Origin of the sequence: Ornithinibacillus gellani, assembly GCF_003730295.1 — a bacterium.
Lineage (GTDB): Bacteria > Bacillota > Bacilli > Bacillales > Amphibacillaceae > Ornithinibacillus_A > Ornithinibacillus_A gellani.
This window is the reverse complement of record NZ_QTSZ01000053.1, coordinates 103,581-120,815: the sequence shown is the minus strand read 5'-3', so window position 1 is coordinate 120,815 and position 17,235 is coordinate 103,581. Positions and strand designations below refer to the sequence as shown.

Genomic DNA, 17,235 nt, shown 5'->3' with positions numbered 1-17,235 from the left:
TTTTTCTCGTTTTATTTTAATTGGAAAGTGAAAGATACATGATCCTGAATGGGTATCCAAGCACCAACACCTTGTTTGGTGATATTTTTTAACACAATTTGTTTTTTAGATCCCTTCAGTTCAATATACACTTCTCCAAAGGTAACTTTCCCTTTTTCATTAACAGCAGTCGCGTACGCATTTAGCAGACCAATTTTATTTACAGGAACGGTATACATATGATCCTTTTTGGTATCTTTTCCAATAACGGTCTCATAAGAAAGTGGAAGCTTGGATTTCTTTTTTGCTGTTTGCAGCAGCATTTTTTTCACGTCTTCTGTATGACTGATTTTATTTGTGAGCGCTCCCTTTATTTCTTTCTGTTTCATTTGATTATAATGGAGCTTTCTATCTTCATCACCTGAAAAGTTATTCGCTTCATTTGTATTTATCTGTTGGTACTGCCAATTCACGTTCGTTTCCTCGGATTGGTAATGGAGTGGCCAACGTCCAAGGAAAACCATCCCACGATAACCAATGGCTATTGGCGATGGCTTAATCGTTGTTTCATTTAAAAGCTTGATTAAATCAGGGTTTTCGATTTTGGTATCGGTTTGTTTCAATAATTCCTTCGTTTGCTTACTTGGCTCAACAACCTCCAAATCTGCTGTTGCATTTGGAAAGGTGTTCTCTTTAGAAATTGTCAACACATGCTCCGGAATTTCATATTTATTCTTTTCTTTAATCTTTTCTTTTGCTAGTCCAGTCACCGGCGTCAACAACAAAATAATGATAACAAATATACCTGTCCAACGTACATATTTACCCATCTGCCCAGTCCTCTCTTTTTGTCTTAGCATAATCGGACTACGGAAAATTATACGCATTTTTTTAATTCGTTAGTTGACGCACGTAGGCACTACATACTTAGTTCAATCGCTTCTACTTTTTCTTCAATTTGAATACTATTTTCTACACTGCGAACCATAGAGCAATTCTTCCGACTAACGGCAAGACTTTTTTCCAGCTTTTCTTGGTTTAGTCGGTGTCCTTTTACAACAAAGTGCAGTGTGATTTTTTCAATACGATTTGCTTCTTTCGGATTTCTTTCCACAGAAGCATCTAATTGGATATCTTCAAATTCAACGCGCTGTTTTTCCAAAACCTTTCGAAAAACACCAGCACTGCAGCCCGCTATGGAAGCGACCATTAACTGAAATGGACGAAAACCATACTCCTCATTACCAGAGATATTTAATTCTCCATAGCTTAAATCGGTACGCATCCCTTCATCTTTTAAAATCAGCTTCATCGTATTTCCATCCATCATTTTCAGCTCCCTCTCCAAGTTTTCATCATTCTTTCATTATCATAACCTATGTGCCGAATGAATTGCAGTAAGAAACACTTGGAAAACAAAATCAAAACAACAAAAATCCACGAAGCAATTGCACTTCATGGATTTTGTATAACTATTATTTTTCCGATACAAATTTACTGTAACGTTTTTCCAAATAGTCCTGTAGCATTCCAATCAAAATACAAATTGGCCAGTAGATGAGTGCTACTAAAATATACATCGTCATCGCATCAAAGGTTCGACCGGCAACAATTTGTGTTTTTTGGAACAGCTCAGGCACGGTTATAACAGCCGCCAGAGAAGTTGCTTTAACAATATCCATAAACACATTCGTTAATGGGGGTATCGCAATTCTCGTTGCTTGCGGCAAAATTACCTTTCTTAAAGTGGACCAATAGCCTAAATTAAGGGCTTTAGCTGATTCCCATTGACCTTGATCAATACTATTTAAAGAGGCACGATTAATTTCTGCGATATATGCAGCACTATTAAGTCCAAAGCCAAGTGCTGCAGCAGTAAAAGCAGAAAATTCAACCCCTACTACCGGTAGTCCAAAATACAATATGAATAAGAATACCAATATTGGTGTCCCACGCATAAATGAAATATATAAGCGTGAAGGCCAACGCAGCACCCAGCTTTTTGAACTGCGGGCTAAAGCCAAAAATAAACCGAGTACTAAACCAATCACCATACCAACAATGGATACAATCAGCGTCATTGGCAAGCCGCTTAGCACAAAGGGTAAATTTTCCCATGCTAATCCTGGATCAAACAATCTACCAAAGTTGAATGTCTCACTCAACATCATCGACCCTTAAAATTCCAATCCTTCAACTTCTTCAATCTCGCCCTCCGGCTTTATGGAAGCATCCTCTGTATAAAACTTGATGGCAAGCTCCGATAATGTTCCATCTTCACGCATCTCTTCCAATGCCTTATTTATATGTTCTGCTAGCTGTTCTGCACCCTTAGGTAACACAACTGCTTGCTCTGTCGGATTGAATTTCAATGTTGGATGCAAATGGATATCAAAATCCGGGAATGCTGCAACACCGAATTTGGTCAAATAATAATCATTGATTACAACATCTGTTCTGCCATTATCTACGTCACGAAGGTAAGCTTCATTTGGCGCGTTTCCATAAGTAATAACCTCTGCACCATAATGCTCTGCAATTTGACTATAAATAGTCGTTGCTCCACCACCAGCTTTTTTCCCTTTTAAATCTTCCAAGCTCTCTATACCAGAGTTATCTTCTTTACGTACAGCCATCGTAGTATAAGAATATTTATATGGCTCACTAAAGTCAAATGCTTCTCTGCGTGTTTTTGTTGGTTCAATATCATTTGCTGCTACATCAATGCGCCCACTCTGAATTGCTGGCAGCATGCTATCTATTCCCATAATCTCAAATGAAATGTCTAAGTCTAAGCGCTTCGCAATTTCACGCATAACCTCAACATCATAACCCGTCAACTCATCTTCTTTTTCGCCTTCTCCTTCATAGTAAGAAGCTGCGATTAATGTACCTGAAGTACCGACGACAATTTCGCCTTTATCTTTAATCTTTTCCCATACTTCATCTGTTTTTGTTTCTTCTTCTGCTGTTGCTTGATCCTCTGAAGTTTTTTTATCATCCTTAGAGGAATTTTCATCCTTCGACGTATCATCCCCACATGCAGCTAGTAATAGTACAGCAGATATAATGACAATAAATATTAGAAAACCTCGCTTCATCTCTTACGCCCCTATTCTTATGTATTATTAAAAACCCCAAGAAGATTGTAACAGTTATTAACTAGCATTTCAATAAATTAAGAACTGTTATCATGAAAAATGTCAAACTGTTATATAGATTTTCTTATTTACAAAAAAGCATTCCATAGAAATCCATCATGATCTCGTTGCGGTAATGTAGCTTCCGAATAAAGTGGATTTATTTCAGTATATATCCACGCCAGCTCTTCATAATAAAGCCATATTCCAATTGCTTTATTTACTGCAAATCCATTCCTACTTTTAACTGCTTGCGTTGACATTTTACTTTTGAAGAAATCAGTTCAGCTATCTGCTTTGTTTATAACGGCTCTATCGTTTCTTCTTATCCTGTTTATCACAGATTAACTGGCTATAAGATCCCCACCTCTAGAATTTTTGTTGATAGCAAGAATTATAAGTAGGCCTGATTGGTTCAACTAACAATCAGTGGAGGAAGTGCAAAGACCTCCACTGATTGAAGTTTCATTTTATCGAATCTTGTATCTTAACAAAATCAGCTAACATATCTTATTCTTCCCCTAAAAACTTACGCATCTGTGAATTCTTTGTTAACCCTTCAATTTGCCATAAAATTTCCTTGACTTCCTTGCACGGGGTGGTATGATTATAATAATTACTTGTTTATAATAATTATAAACTATTAACACCTTTTATATATTGTTTCGTAACGTTATTGACAATATTTACGGTAATTGTTAATGATTATTATTCTCAATTGGATTGGAGGAATTGATAATGGATTCTACTTCTCGCGTTTTACTTCAACCAAAACATAAAAAAAAGCGACCTTCCAAATTAAGAACATCTATCCAAAAGTTATCCACCCATATGGAGCTAGTTGCAGCACTTATAAGTGGCGGTATCATTCTGTTCGCTTGGATTTATACTGCGTATTTATCCCATGCGGTTTGGATTGGACTTCATTTGGGCGCGTTCGTTATTGGTGGTTTTGCAAAAGCAAAGGAAGGTATAGAAGAAACTATTCAAAATAAACGTTTAAACGTGGAAATGCTCATGGTTTTTGCGGCAATTGGAGCCGCGTTCATTGGATATTGGACTGAAGGTGCCATTTTAATTTTTATTTTTGCATTATCTGGTGCATTGGAAACCTACACACTTCAAAAAAGTAATCGGGAAATTTCTGCGTTGATGAACTTGCAACCCGAAACAGCCCTGCTTATATATGAGGGGGAGCAGCGGATTGTACCAGTATCAGACCTTTCCATTGGTGATCTTGTACTGGTGCGTGCTGGTGAAAGAATCCCTGCAGATGGCATGATTACAGTAGGTTCCACTGCTGTCGACGAAAGTGCAATTACAGGAGAATCTCTCCCTGTTGAAAAAGAATTGGAATCAGAAGTATTTGCTGGTACAGTCGCATTAAACGGATCGATTCAGGTAAAAATCACCAAGCCTGCCAGTGAAACATTATTCCAAAAAATTATCAATATGGTGCAATCTGCTCAGGCGGAAAAATCACCTTCGCAATTATTCATCGAAAAATTTGAGGGTACATATGTCAATGTTGTCTTGATTATTGTGGGAATCATGATGTTCCTACCTTATCTTTTATTTGACTGGCCCCTTTCAGAAAGTATTTACCGCGCCATGATTTTACTCGTTGTTGCATCGCCATGTGCATTGGTTGCTTCTATCATGCCCGCAACATTATCCGCTATTTCCAAAAGTGCCCGCTCCGGTGTACTTTTTAAAGGTGGCGTACATGTAGAGAATCTTGGTCATGTTAAAGCAATCGCACTTGACAAAACCGGAACATTAACGAACGGGCAACCAGTTGTGACAGATGCTTATTTCGCGGTAAAAGCAGATGAAGCATACACCACCGCAATCATCGGTAAAATTGAACAAGAATCTACTCACCCACTTGCAAAAGCAATTGCAAGCTATAGTGCAGAAGCAATGAAGAAATTTGATATAACGATGGAGCAAGTTAAAACAATTGCAGGGAAAGGAATTTCTGCAATACAGGATGGTATCCATTGGGAAATTAGCAAACCACAACAAACGGAAGCAGAACAATCCTTTCATCATGGTATTCTTGAAAAATTAGCTGCAGAAGGAAAAACAGTTGTTTGTGCACGGAAAGACGGGGAACTTGTGGCTGTCTTTGCTTTAAAAGATACGATACGCTCAGAAGCTAAAGCTGCAATAACCCTATTGAAACAAAATGGCATATACACGGTCATGCTAACTGGAGATAATCCTGTAACCGCGAAAGCAATTGCGCTTGAGGCAGGACTCGATGATTATATAGCCAATTGTTTACCGGTCGAGAAGGTTAAACAAATCAAAAGGCTGCGAAAGCAATATGGGAATGTGGCTATGATTGGTGACGGCATTAATGACGCACCCGCGCTTGCAACAGCAAATGTTGGCATTGCCATGGGTGAAGGAACAGATGTTGCATTAGAAACGGCGGATATGGTACTCATGCAAGATGATTTAGAAAAAATAACCCATGCCATCAGTCTATCCAAAAAAATGAATCAAATTGTAAAGCAAAATATTTTCTTTTCCATCGCTGTTATTTCTGTACTTATTTTATCGAATTTCTTTCAAGTAATAGATATGCCGCTTGGCGTAATCGGTCATGAGGGCAGTACCATTCTTGTTATACTAAACGGCCTGCGCTTACTAAAATAGCTGCTCCCAAATGGGAACAGCTATTTTTTCTTTGTATCCAGATATACTGCATTTAAGATTCCACCGGAAATAATAATAATTCCAGATAGATAAAACCATACCATTAAAATAATGACCGCCCCTAGACTGCCATACGTTGCTGAATAATTCCCTATCGTATGAACGTAATAGGAAAACGCATAGGATACAAGCTGCCAGCAGATGGTCGCAAATACTGCTCCGCCAAAAGCATCCTTAAAGGATATCCGAATATTTGGAGCCAATTTATAAAGAAATAAAAAGACGATACAAAATACAATCGATGTTACACCCCAGCGCAATGTCCCCCACGCTTGAACAAAATCATCGGACAATCCAAAAAAAGAAAAGATATAAATACCAATCATTTTTCCCAACACGGGTAACACAATCGCAATGACAATAATTCCAATCATTGCAATGGTTAGAACGATTGCAATGAGCCGCGAGATAAAAAAAGACCGATCTTCTTGTACGTCATATGCGCGGTTAAATGCTTTCATAATTGCATTTACACCGTTAGAGGCAGACCAAAGTGTACCAAGAATACTAATGGATAATAAACTACCATTTTGTTGATTCACCAAACTATTGATATTAGATGTAATGAAATCCATGGATTCTGCTGGCGCAACTGTTGCCAGCATGTCCGTTAAAAGATGTTCATCAAAAGGTAGGTAACCGATTAACGTAATCATAAATAGGAGCAGTGGGAATAGAGAAAGCAAAAAGAAGTAAGCAAGCTGTGCAGCGAGACCAAAATAATCCCCTGTCAACAAACGCCCAACAAATTGCTTTCCCATAAGAATCATTCTATCCATTCGCCACGCTCCCGTATTGAGCCCGTAACTTCCAGCTGTTATTTTTCCTCTATTTGCGATGCCCGTTGTGAAACTTTACTCATCGTTTGTTCCAACTTTTCCAGGGATTCCATCGCTTTTTCCGCTCCCCCAGCAAAGCCTTGATTAAATTTATCAAAGGCTATACGGGCATCCCGAATCGCTTCATGCGGATTACTTGTATACCGGCTTGTTGATTCTTTTACTTCATGCAGCTTCGTAGTCGCATATTCACGCGTGCCTCGATCTAACAATGCAGCAAGGCCACCCACCACTGCTCCGATTAATACACCTGATATTAATTTTCTTTTTCCCATTATGTCCCTCTCCTTTAGTATAGATGATGTTGCTTCATAATATGCTTTAATAATTGCTGACAGCCTTCCATAACAAGCGCATATGTTTGATTGAAATCGCCAGTAAAATAAGGATCTGGCACATCTTTTTCAAAAGTGCCATTGACAAAGTCCAGTAGTCTGCCAATATATACCTGTTCCTTAGGATAACCTATTGTGCGCAAATCTTTCACATTCTGTTCATCCATCGCAATAATATAATCAAAGCCTTGTAAATCAGTCGGTTGGATTTGACGAGCCTGCATATCATCATACCTGATATCATGCGCGTCTAAAAGCTTTCTCGTTCCTTCATGCGGGGGATTTCCCTCATGCCAGCTACCGATACCACAGGAATCCACCTGAATATTGTCCTGCAACTTTTCTTGTTCGACAAGCTTTCGAAAAACGGCCTCAGCCATTGGCGAACGGCAAATGTTGCCTAAACAAACAAAAAGAACCCGAATCATAGCAAGCCACCTTTTTTCTTTTCTTCTATTATAGCGAATCCCAGTTGCTTAATTAAGTAAAATGTCGAAGGATGTTTTGATAATTTTACAGTCTATCGCCATTTAATCGTTTGTAAAGTTTGTTTACTCATAATAAAGACATCCGTTTTTTCGAATCGTTAGCATCTTCGTATGAGCGTTGCAATGTCATTTATTTATTTGAAAGTATCGTTGTTGCCCACCATTTTGACCTTTTCCATATTTCCCAATATTTATTTTCAAAAATAGCTTGACTTTTGTTTAATTTTTCGGAATATTTGTTATAAGCTGTATAACAATATATAGATAGGTGGGAGAAAATGGAGAAGGTACTTGCGGAAATAAGTAGTTTTGTATGGGGACCAGTCACATTGATTCTTATCGTTGGTACAGGTTTGTATTTAACGATCCGTCTAGGATTTTTGCAGTTTCGTACGTTGCCGTATGCATTACGGCTTGCATTCAGCCCAAAACGTCAGGATAGTAAATCTAAAGGAGATATTAGTCATTACGAAGCACTTACCACTGCAATGGCTGCTACCATTGGAACGGGAAACATCGTAGGAGTAGCGACTGCTGTTGTTTTAGGGGGACCTGGTGCGGTATTGTGGATGTGGATATCCGCATTATTTGGTATGGCGACCAAATATGCTGAAGCAATTCTCGCTGTAAAATATCGTGTGGTGAATAGTAAAGGTGAAATGTCTGGTGGACCAATGTACTATTTGGAACGAGGATTAAATGCCAAATGGCTTGGTGTGTTATTTGCTATTTTTGGTTCGATTGCTGCATTTGGAATCGGCAATATGGTGCAGTCCAATTCTGTATCTGACGCATTAACGCGCTCTTTCAGCATACCTGACTGGGCAACTGGGCTTATTCTCACCATCTTAACTGGTTTGGTCATTCTCGGTGGTATTAAAAGTATTGGTAAGGTAACCGCATATTTCGTTCCGGTTATGGCATTATTTTATGTTGCTGGTGGCCTCATCATTATGATTATGAATTATGATGTGGTACCTGCTGCAATTGGATTAATTTTTAATGACGCATTTACTGGAAGCGCTTTAGGCGGTGGAGTGATTGGAACGGTTATTCGTTATGGTGTGGCCCGTGGAGTGTTTTCCAACGAAGCAGGTTTAGGTTCTGCTCCTATTGCAGCCGCTGCTGCCAAAACAGATTACCCGGGACGTCAGGCACTTGTATCGATGACACAGGTCTTTATCGATACCATCATTGTATGTTCCATTACCGGTATTACTATTGTAATGGCTGATATGTACACCAGTGGCATAGAGGGTGGAGATTTAACTGCTGCTTCATTCTCCTTATTCCTTGGGGAGACTGGCGGATATATTGTAACGATTGGTATTGTCTTATTCGCATTTTCAACCCTTGTAGGCTGGTCTTACTATGGTGAAAAATGCTTCAGTTACTTGTTTACAGATAAAACCGTGCCATACTATCGAATTGTATTTGTCATTTGTGTATATTTTGGTGCCGTTTTACAATTGGATGTCGTTTGGACCGTTGCAGATATTATGAACGCATTAATGGCATTCCCGAACTTGATTGGATTATTGGGGCTATCAGGGGTAGTCGTTTACGAAACAAGGAAATTTATCAAGGTATCCAAGGAAGAACGGGCATTGGAAAAACAGAATGCTTCGTAACCTATATTTTTAACTAAAAAACAATAAACGGGGTCTATAGTGGCCCCGTTTTTTTCTACTTATACAATTGGTGCAATGCAAGCTTCATCATTATTTTTAGCTGCATTGACATGGCTGGACACATCATAAGCAGTCAATGATTCCATTTCAAGCTGCTGTAAAAAACGGCTCGCTTCAACAGGTGCAAATCGCCTTGGTGTAATCCAAGCATCCTCTTGATCCTTTGGCAACATAATAGGCATCCGATGATGGATATCCTGCATAAATTCATTCGCATCCTTAGTTAGCATCGTGCAAGTGAATAATTCTCGACCACTGTCATCTTCCACCCATTTATCCCACAGACCAGCAAAGGCAAATAGCTTCCTGTCCTGCAACTGAATTCTCTTTGGCTGTTTTCCCACATCTGACTTCTTCCATTCGTAAAAGCTATCAGCAATAATCAAACATCTTTTCGTTGCCATTAGTGACTTGAAACTTGGCTTCTCATGAGCCGTTTCACTTCTTGCGTTAATCATTTTATAACCAATCTTTTCGTCTTTTGCCCAGGATGGAACGAGTCCCCATTTCAGATAACCGGCACGTTTTTTCTTGCCGTCATGAATAATAGCTAGCACATCCTGCCCAGGCGCTACATTGTAACTCGTGTGATAGGATTCAATCGGTTGTTCCAAACCAAATGCCTCCATAATTTCCAATTCATCAGCAAGTAGTGTATATCGTCCACAAATAATGCCCCACTCCCTTCTTAAGGAAACTCAAAATACACTGAGATCCCATTGTGATGCAATATGTCTTAAAAGTCGAATACCTGCAACACTATTTCCTTTCTCATCTAATGCAGGTCCATAGACACCAATCCCACATCCGTCCAAAAATGGTAATTCCTCATGACGTACACGTGGAGGTGCAATGGCAATAATCCCCCCGGAAACCCCACTTTTTGCAGGTATCCCTACATAAGTAGCAAATTTTCCCGATGCGTCATACATGCCACAGGTTAGCATCAGGGCCTTGGCGATTCTGGCAATTTGCCGTGGAATGATTTCCTCCTCCGAATCTGGGTCTTCCCCGTCATTTGCCAAAATTAGTCCAATCCGTGCGAGATCATCTACCGTAATTTCTATTGAGCACTGTTTAAAATAGGTTTCTAACGTAATATTTAAATCTGATTCTAAGAAACCTGTTTCCAATAAGTAATAGCCAATCGCCCGGTTGCGCATGGAAGAATCTCGTTCCGACTCATAAACATCAATATTAATTTCCGGTAAATAGCCGAGCATTTTTTCCAAAAGAGAAAAAATCGATTGCAGCTTCTCGTCAGACGTTTTTCCTTCCAGCATAGAAGTTACGGTAATTGCGCCAGCATTTACAAATGGGTTAAACGGCTTATTCACCCGATTCATTTCTAAGTGCATAATCGAGTTGAACGCTCCGCCAGTAGGCTCCACGTCGACACGATCAAGTACATAGGTTACGCCACGTTCCATACATGCTGCGATAAAACTAATAGCCTTTGAAATACTTTGGATCGTAAATGGAATATCAACGTCACCTGAATTAATTTTCAAGCCATTATTTCCTAAGATGGTAATACCTAAATGAGATGGATTCGCCTCCCCCAACAATGGGATATAGGAAGCAACTTTACCTTCCTTCGTATGCTTCCGATAAAACGCAACCCAATCATCAACATATTGTTGAAGCCATTCTTTGTTTTGTTCTGTACTCCAATTTGCTGTTCCTTGTACCATTTATGCCTCCAATCCCATGAATCGTTTTCATGTAGCTATTATTATTCAGAATTACTTCTCATATTTAACTTATGCGCTGATGTGATATATCGTCCGTTCCATAATGGGCATACTACCTATGTCATAACAAAGGTGGAAGCTACGCAAGACTACGCTTATTATAAACACAAGCATTGGACAATGTTTCCAAACCATACGCTCTTCTGAATCTAGATATATTTATCCAAAATATATACGATATAATACAAACTAGCAACCATAAGCGCATTCGAGTTGCTACAAAGTCTATCCGCCCCATGAAAGCGCTTCATCATATTGACACATCCTATCCTATTTTTCAAGTTTGGAAGTGTTATGACTTGCATGAATCCTTCTTTTTACACAAACTGGGCTTCCAAGATTTATTAATTGCCTAGATGGAAGAAAACTACAAACATTGGCCGAGCTTTTTCATACATTGCCAAATACCAGCATTATATTCTATCATATTTGAAGCAACTCAAGTCTATGGCAGCAGTTCATAAATGTATCTTTCGTTTTTGTTTGGAGATGGACTTGCCGATGATTTTGTTGGAGTACACAATCACTTGTTAAAACCGTTTCCGAACGGCATGCTATTAAATGAAGATGTAGAACAGCTTTTCGGATTTTAACAGTAACAACAGAAAAAAAACTCCGACAGCACACGATGCCTGTCAGAGTTTTTTAATAAAGCTTATTTCCCAATAAACTGTTGTGTCCAAACATTCCCATTTTCAACATAACCTACACCGATATGTGTAAAGCTGCCGTTCAAAATATTTGCACGGTGCCCTTCACTATTCATCCAGGCATTTACTACTTCCTGTGGTGTACGTTGGCCTTTTGCAATGTTTTCACCAGCTGAATTGTATTGGATTCCCCAATTTTTCATCATATCAAAAGGTGATCCATAAGTTGGGCTGTTATGTGAGAAGTAACCATTAACTGCCATGTCGCGAGATTTCTCACGAGCAACCTTACTTAAATTCTCATCAATTTGAAGTGGTTTTAAACCGTAATTTGCTCTTTCCTTATTGGTTAACTCCACAACCTCTTGTTCAAACTGATTTAACGCAGATGATTCAGCTTGCGGCTTTTCTTGTTGTTCCGGCTGTTTTTCCGGTTGAGGTGTTTGTGTTTGATTTTGAGCTGGCTTTTCAACCTCTGGCTTTTCTGCCGGTTTTTCAACCGGTTTCTCAGCAGGCTTTTCTACTGGCTTACTTTCTGCCTGTGGCTTTTCTGTTTGTGTGGAATGCTCTTGCTTCCAATTATTATTCTGATTCTTCCACTGGAATTTAGCAACATATTGTTTGATAAATGATTGAATATCAAAGTTATCTAATTGTTGCCACTGCCCTCCATTAACAGAAACTTTATATAAAGTGGTGTTTGCAGACGTATCTGCTGCCTGAGCAGATGCGGATGTCTGAAAAGCACCTCCAAAAAGTAATGCTGCAGATAGTGCGGTTACTGCTCCTATTTTCTTGAACATCTTGTTCTACCTCTCCTTTTTCATAGAAAATTTGTGGTGCTGCTAACTTGCAAGATTACTATATCACGTGTTTTTTGTAATATTTTTGGCGCAATTTTCCACTATGAAAATGTAAAACTGAAAGCGTTCTATGTATGTGAGTTATCCCCATACCTGTTATAGGGATTCCCCTTCCACGTCAAACAAATTAATTTGGAAAGTGAGCGCACGCATGGGAAATAATGCTATAAAATAGCGCTTGACAACCATCCCAAAAAAGCATTTATATTACAAAGAACTAAATTCTGTAACGGAAATGTTACTTGATTCAACCCTTGTCATGCCTTATTTTAGAGTTAGCATGTCTATTAAAGGAAGTCATTTGAATTCTCTTTAGTTCAAAAGTTCTATCCTGGGAAAAATGGAGTTCATTCTAAGTAATGACATATGAATATAATGGAAGTGAAATAGGCTGATACACCTGCTTTATGATAGGCAAGAGCTGACACAACACGGAAACAATACAACACTTTTCCCGGTACTTTCCAGTTTACTTTTTGGAATAAACGTTATAAAAAGTAATGATAGATGTAAAAAATATGATTTAATTGAAATCAGTCATCATTGGAGGAACAATAAAATGTTATCAACTGCAGAAATCGGAATTGACTTAGGAACTGCGAATATACTTATCTATTCAAAAAATAAAGGTATCGTATTAAATGAACCAGCTGTTGTGGCAATTGATATTAATACGAAAAAAATTGTAGCTGTTGGTGCAGAAGCGAAGGAAATGGTCGGAAAAACACCACAAAACATCGTACCGATTCGTCCATTAAAGGATGGTGTGATTGCCGATTATGATGTTACCGCACAAATGCTAAAAGAACTACTTAAAAAAGTCAGTAAAAAAATGGGCTTGTCCATGCGGAAGCCTGTTGTCGTGGTTTGTACACCTACAGGCAGCACAACCGTTGAACGTCGTGCAATTCACAATGCCATTACAAGTTACGGAGCAAAACAAGTACATCTTATTGAAGAACCAGTAGCAGCTGCTATTGGCGCAGAATTGCCAGTAGACGAACCAATTGCCAATGTGATTGTTGACCTTGGCGGCGGTACGGTCGAAGTAGGTATTATTTCATTTGGTGGGGTGGTATCTTCTAATTCAGCCCGTGTCGGCGGCGATAAAATGGATGAGGAAATTATTCAATATATCCGCAAACATTATAATATTTTAATCGGGGAACGGACAGCGGAAAATATTAAAATGGAAATTGGATATGCCCACCCTAACCATAAGGAAGTAAAAATGGAAATCCGTGGCCGTGATATGGTAACTGGTTTACCTAAAACAGTAGAAATTTCTTCGAATGAAGTGTACGATGCATTGAAGGAATCCTTGGAAAAAATATTGGAAGCCATCCGGGCAACACTAGAAGACTGCCCACCAGAACTAAGCGGCGACATTGTTGACCATGGGATTGTCTTGACCGGCGGTGGCTCACTTTTGCATGGAATGAAAGACTGGCTATCCTCTGAAATTTCCGTGCCGGTCCATATTGCTCCAAACCCATTGGAATCTGTTGCCATTGGAACGGGAAAAGCATTAAAAATGATTAATAAATTACAAAAAGCAGCAAGATAAAGGCAGCATTCATCAAACTTTATTAAGCAGGCTGGATTCTTAGTACAGAACCCAGCCTGCCACTTTAGTTTAAACGTGTTTAACTTACTCCATTTTCATAAAATCATGATTTCGCGTAACTTAAATGCCGTTTAACCTATTCCATTTTCATAAAAATATGATTTCGAATAACTTAAATGCAGTTTAACTTACTCCATTTTAGAAAATAAACGATTTCACATCACTTAAATGCCGTTTAACTTACTCCATTTTCATAAAATCATGATTTCGAATAACTTAAATACGGTTTAACTTACTCCATTTTAGAAAATAAACGATTTCGCGTAACTTAAAAGCGATTTAACTTACTCCATTTCCGGAAAACACAATCTCACATCACTTAAAGGCGATATATCTTACTCCATTTTCTCCTTTTCGCAGCAGTCACATCCTTTAAAATGAAAACAGCAAGGAGGAATATTAATCACGCGCCATCCTTCCGTTATTATCTGGCTCAATTTTCATTACCACTTCCGTTATAAACGGTAAGCGTTTACAATATTTTCAGAATACATTATAATAAAGAATAGAATCATGCTTAAGGCGCTTCCACGCTCATCTCGCATGATCATACGTCATATATTTATTATACACACTGCCTAATCTGTGCTAGACCCTATCCGGGCAGCAACATGAAAACAGATGGAAGCCAGTTTGATTCAGCTGCATACATGCGGTTGATTTGAATTGGCTTTTTTTAATGCAGGCAGAAGTCAAGCTTAATCATACAGAAAGGAGTGATATGGTGACTGGGGCGTTGGAGCATATTCGTATTCTTGATCTATCTCGCGTACTGGCTGGTCCATATTGCACGATGATCCTGGGGGATTTGGGTGCAGAGGTTATCAAAGTAGAAGCACCAGGCGGCAGTGATGATACCCGTAAATGGGGTCCCCCCTTTCAATCTGGTGTCAGTGCATATTATATATGTGCCAATCGTAATAAGAAAAGCATTACTGTTGATTTGAAGTCAGAGGCTGGAATCCAAACCATTAAATCATTGGTTAAAGACGCAGATGTCATCATCCATAATTTTAAAACTGGTACGATGGAACGCTTTGGACTTGATTACGACGTATTACAGGAAATCAATCCAGGAATTGTTTTTTGTTCCATTACCGGCTTTGGGGAAACTGGGCCATATCAACAAATCCCTGGCTATGATTTTATCATCCAAGCGATGAGCGGCATCATGAGTATTACCGGTGATGAAACTTCTGGACCACAGAAGCTAGGTGTTGCCATTACGGATATATTAACCGGTCTGTATGCATGTATCGGTATCCAAGGAGCATTATTGGAGCGAACGCAATCTGGTAAAGGACAAAAACTGGACATTTCCTTGTATGACTCCGCTGTTAGCGCGCTCGTGAATATCGGAAGCAACTATCTCATGTCGGGAAAAATTCCAACGAGGCTTGGAAATACGCATGCCAATATTGTTCCATACCAAACCTTCCAGACCTCAGATGGGGAAATGGTAATCGCAGTTGGAAATGACACCCAGTTCGCTGCATTATGCCGCATCGTAAATAAACCAGAGCTAAGCAAGGATGAGCGCTTTCGCACGAATCCTGATCGTGTTGCTAATCGTGAATTGATTACTACATTACTGCAGGAGCAATTTTTATTACAAACAACTGCCCACTGGCAAGCGGAATGCGAAAGCAATAATATCCCCTGTGGGCCGATCCAAAATATGGAGCAGGTAGTGAATGACCCTCAGCTGCAAGCACGAAAGATGTTTGTAGGCATGGACCATCCAACAGCAGGTTCGATTCAAATGGTTGGTAGTCCTTTAAAGCTGTCTCGTACGCCTGTATCGTACCGCCAGCCTCCACCAGAAGCTGGGGCACATAATGAAGAGGTTTTAGGTGAAAAACCAAATATAGATTGAGGAGATGTTTTTATGAATTTTGATTTCACAGAAGAACAAGTCATGCTTCGTAAAACGGTAAGGGATTTTGTTGATCGGGAAATTATGCCCAACATGGCAGAATGGGATCGTGCAGGACAATTCGATGCGAGCATCATTCCTAAACTTGCTGATCTCGGATTGATGGGAGTCTGTATCCCTGAACAATACGGTGGTAGTGGCATGGATTATAATGCACTTGCGATTGTTTGTGAGGAACTCGAACGTGGCGATACAGCATTCCGGACTGCTGTTTCCGTTCACACCGGACTAAATAGTATGACCTTGCTGCAATGGGGAACAGAGGAGCAAAAAAACAACTACCTCATTCCCCAAGCGAAAGGCGAAAAAATTGGCGCATTTGGTTTAACGGAACCAGGTGCAGGTTCTGACGTTGCTTCCTTGCAGTCGACCGCGGATAAAGATGGAGACCATTATATTTTAAATGGACAAAAAACATGGATTTCCCTTTGTGACACAGCCGATCATTTTCTTGTATTTGCTTATACGGACAAATCAAAAAAACATCATGGAATTTCAGCCTTTATTGTAGAACGGACTTGGAAAGGCTTCTCTTCTAAGGCTACCAAAGGAAAATTAGGCATTCGTGCGGGCAATACAGGTGAATTATTCTTTGAAAATGTACGTGTTCCAAAAGAAAATCTACTTGGTGAGGAAGGTGAAGGCTTTAAAATTGCCATGGCAGCCTTAGACAATGGCCGCTTTACAGTTGCAGCGGGAGCCGTTGGTCAAATTATGGCTGCCTTGGAAGCAAGTGTGAAATATTGCCATGAGCGGGAAACCTTTGGCAAGCCAATTGGGAAGCATCAGCTCGTTCAACAAATGATTGCTAATATGGAAGCTGGGCTGCAAATGAGCCGTCTGCTCGTCTATCGTGCTGGCGAAATGAAAAATCAAGGCAAACGGAACACACGCGAAACATCACTGGCAAAGTGGCAGGCTTGTGACTTTGCGAATAAGGCTGCCGATGATGCAGTGCAAATTCATGGTGCATATGGCTTTTCGGATGAATATCCAGTGGAACGTTATTTACGTAATTCGAAGGCCCCGGTTATTTATGAAGGAACCCGAGAGATTCATACGGTTATGCAAGCAGAATACGTGCTTGGCTACCGTAAAGATAAAAAACTGAATAACATGCTGCCTGCCTGGGAGCCTACCGGTGAACATGTGTAAGTTTAGAAATCTGTAAAACAGTCTATTAATCTAGAAAAGGAGGGCTCATCA

Annotated in this window: 16 protein-coding genes; 6 read left to right on the top strand and 10 right to left on the bottom strand. The window is 39.5% G+C overall.

Features of this window, described 5'->3' with window-relative positions:
• Window positions 1–11: 11 nt before the first annotated feature.
• The 4 genes from DX933_RS18045 to DX933_RS18030 form a co-directional block, all read right to left on the bottom strand.
• Window positions 12–809 (bottom strand): YfkD famly protein, encoded by a 798-nt coding sequence (locus tag DX933_RS18045; protein ID WP_123317826.1) that lies wholly within the window; start codon window positions 807–809, stop codon window positions 12–14.
• 89 nt (window positions 810–898) lie between these two features.
• Window positions 899–1,291 carry an OsmC family protein gene (locus tag DX933_RS18040; protein WP_123317872.1) on the bottom strand — a complete coding sequence of 131 codons (393 nt, stop codon included), beginning with the start codon at window positions 1,289–1,291 and terminating at the stop codon, window positions 899–901.
• Between the two features lie 163 nt (window positions 1,292–1,454).
• A complete protein-coding gene (locus DX933_RS18035) occupies window positions 1,455–2,144 on the bottom strand; it encodes an amino acid ABC transporter permease (protein ID WP_397316893.1) in 690 nt (229 codons plus the stop codon).
• 12 nt (window positions 2,145–2,156) lie between these two features.
• Window positions 2,157–3,080 carry a transporter substrate-binding domain-containing protein gene (locus tag DX933_RS18030; RefSeq protein ID WP_123317824.1) on the bottom strand — a complete coding sequence of 308 codons (924 nt, stop codon included), beginning with the start codon at window positions 3,078–3,080 and terminating at the stop codon, window positions 2,157–2,159.
• Window positions 3,081–3,857: 777 nt separating this feature from the next.
• Between DX933_RS18030 and DX933_RS18025 the strand changes: the two genes are divergently transcribed.
• Window positions 3,858–5,786, top strand: a complete 1,929-nt coding sequence (locus DX933_RS18025) for a heavy metal translocating P-type ATPase (protein WP_123317823.1) — start codon at window positions 3,858–3,860, stop codon at window positions 5,784–5,786.
• 20 nt (window positions 5,787–5,806) lie between these two features.
• On the opposite strand, the gene DX933_RS18020 is transcribed toward DX933_RS18025, so the two are convergent.
• From DX933_RS18020 to DX933_RS18010, 3 genes are read right to left on the bottom strand one after another with little or no spacing between them, the layout of a single operon-like run.
• Window positions 5,807–6,625, bottom strand: a complete 819-nt coding sequence (locus DX933_RS18020) for a YihY/virulence factor BrkB family protein (protein WP_123317822.1) — start codon at window positions 6,623–6,625, stop codon at window positions 5,807–5,809.
• A 38-nt stretch (window positions 6,626–6,663) separates the two neighbouring features.
• Window positions 6,664–6,960 carry a YtxH domain-containing protein gene (locus tag DX933_RS18015; RefSeq protein ID WP_123317821.1) on the bottom strand — a complete coding sequence of 99 codons (297 nt, stop codon included), beginning with the start codon at window positions 6,958–6,960 and terminating at the stop codon, window positions 6,664–6,666.
• A gap of 14 nt (window positions 6,961–6,974) precedes the next feature.
• A complete protein-coding gene (locus DX933_RS18010) occupies window positions 6,975–7,448 on the bottom strand; it encodes a low molecular weight protein-tyrosine-phosphatase (protein WP_123317820.1) in 474 nt (157 codons plus the stop codon).
• A 338-nt stretch (window positions 7,449–7,786) separates the two neighbouring features.
• Here DX933_RS18010 and DX933_RS18005 point away from each other — a divergent pair, with 338 nt between their 5' ends.
• The gene (locus DX933_RS18005; RefSeq protein WP_123317819.1) at window positions 7,787–9,139 is read left to right on the top strand and encodes an alanine/glycine:cation symporter family protein; all 1,353 of its coding nucleotides are present in this window, start codon (window positions 7,787–7,789) and stop codon (window positions 9,137–9,139) included.
• Between the two features lie 59 nt (window positions 9,140–9,198).
• Here the strand turns inward: DX933_RS18005 and DX933_RS18000 are convergent, their stop codons facing one another.
• Window positions 9,199–9,870, bottom strand: a complete 672-nt coding sequence (locus DX933_RS18000; protein ID WP_123317818.1) for an SOS response-associated peptidase — start codon at window positions 9,868–9,870, stop codon at window positions 9,199–9,201.
• A 27-nt stretch (window positions 9,871–9,897) separates the two neighbouring features.
• The gene (locus DX933_RS17995; protein WP_123317817.1) at window positions 9,898–10,893 is read right to left on the bottom strand and encodes a glutaminase; all 996 of its coding nucleotides are present in this window, start codon (window positions 10,891–10,893) and stop codon (window positions 9,898–9,900) included.
• Window positions 10,894–11,417: 524 nt separating this feature from the next.
• On the opposite strand from DX933_RS17995, the gene DX933_RS18780 reads away from it, so the two are divergent.
• Window positions 11,418–11,546 carry a hypothetical protein gene (locus DX933_RS18780; protein WP_263363209.1) on the top strand — a complete coding sequence of 43 codons (129 nt, stop codon included), beginning with the start codon at window positions 11,418–11,420 and terminating at the stop codon, window positions 11,544–11,546.
• Between the two features lie 62 nt (window positions 11,547–11,608).
• Here DX933_RS18780 and DX933_RS17990 read toward each other — a convergent pair whose 3' ends face one another.
• The gene (locus tag DX933_RS17990) at window positions 11,609–12,406 is read right to left on the bottom strand and encodes a CAP domain-containing protein (protein WP_123317816.1); all 798 of its coding nucleotides are present in this window, start codon (window positions 12,404–12,406) and stop codon (window positions 11,609–11,611) included.
• Window positions 12,407–13,025: 619 nt separating this feature from the next.
• Between DX933_RS17990 and mreBH the strand changes: the two genes are divergently transcribed.
• From mreBH to DX933_RS17975, 3 genes are all read left to right on the top strand, one after another.
• The gene (mreBH, locus tag DX933_RS17985) at window positions 13,026–14,033 is read left to right on the top strand and encodes a rod-share determining protein MreBH (protein WP_123317815.1); all 1,008 of its coding nucleotides are present in this window, start codon (window positions 13,026–13,028) and stop codon (window positions 14,031–14,033) included.
• 784 nt (window positions 14,034–14,817) lie between these two features.
• Complete coding sequence (locus tag DX933_RS17980; protein WP_190279592.1) at window positions 14,818–15,969, top strand: CaiB/BaiF CoA transferase family protein; 1,152 nt, start codon at window positions 14,818–14,820, stop codon at window positions 15,967–15,969.
• Between the two features lie 12 nt (window positions 15,970–15,981).
• Window positions 15,982–17,184, top strand: coding sequence for an acyl-CoA dehydrogenase family protein (locus tag DX933_RS17975; RefSeq protein ID WP_123317814.1), 1,203 nt, complete (start codon window positions 15,982–15,984; stop codon window positions 17,182–17,184).
• Window positions 17,185–17,235 lie beyond the last annotated feature (51 nt).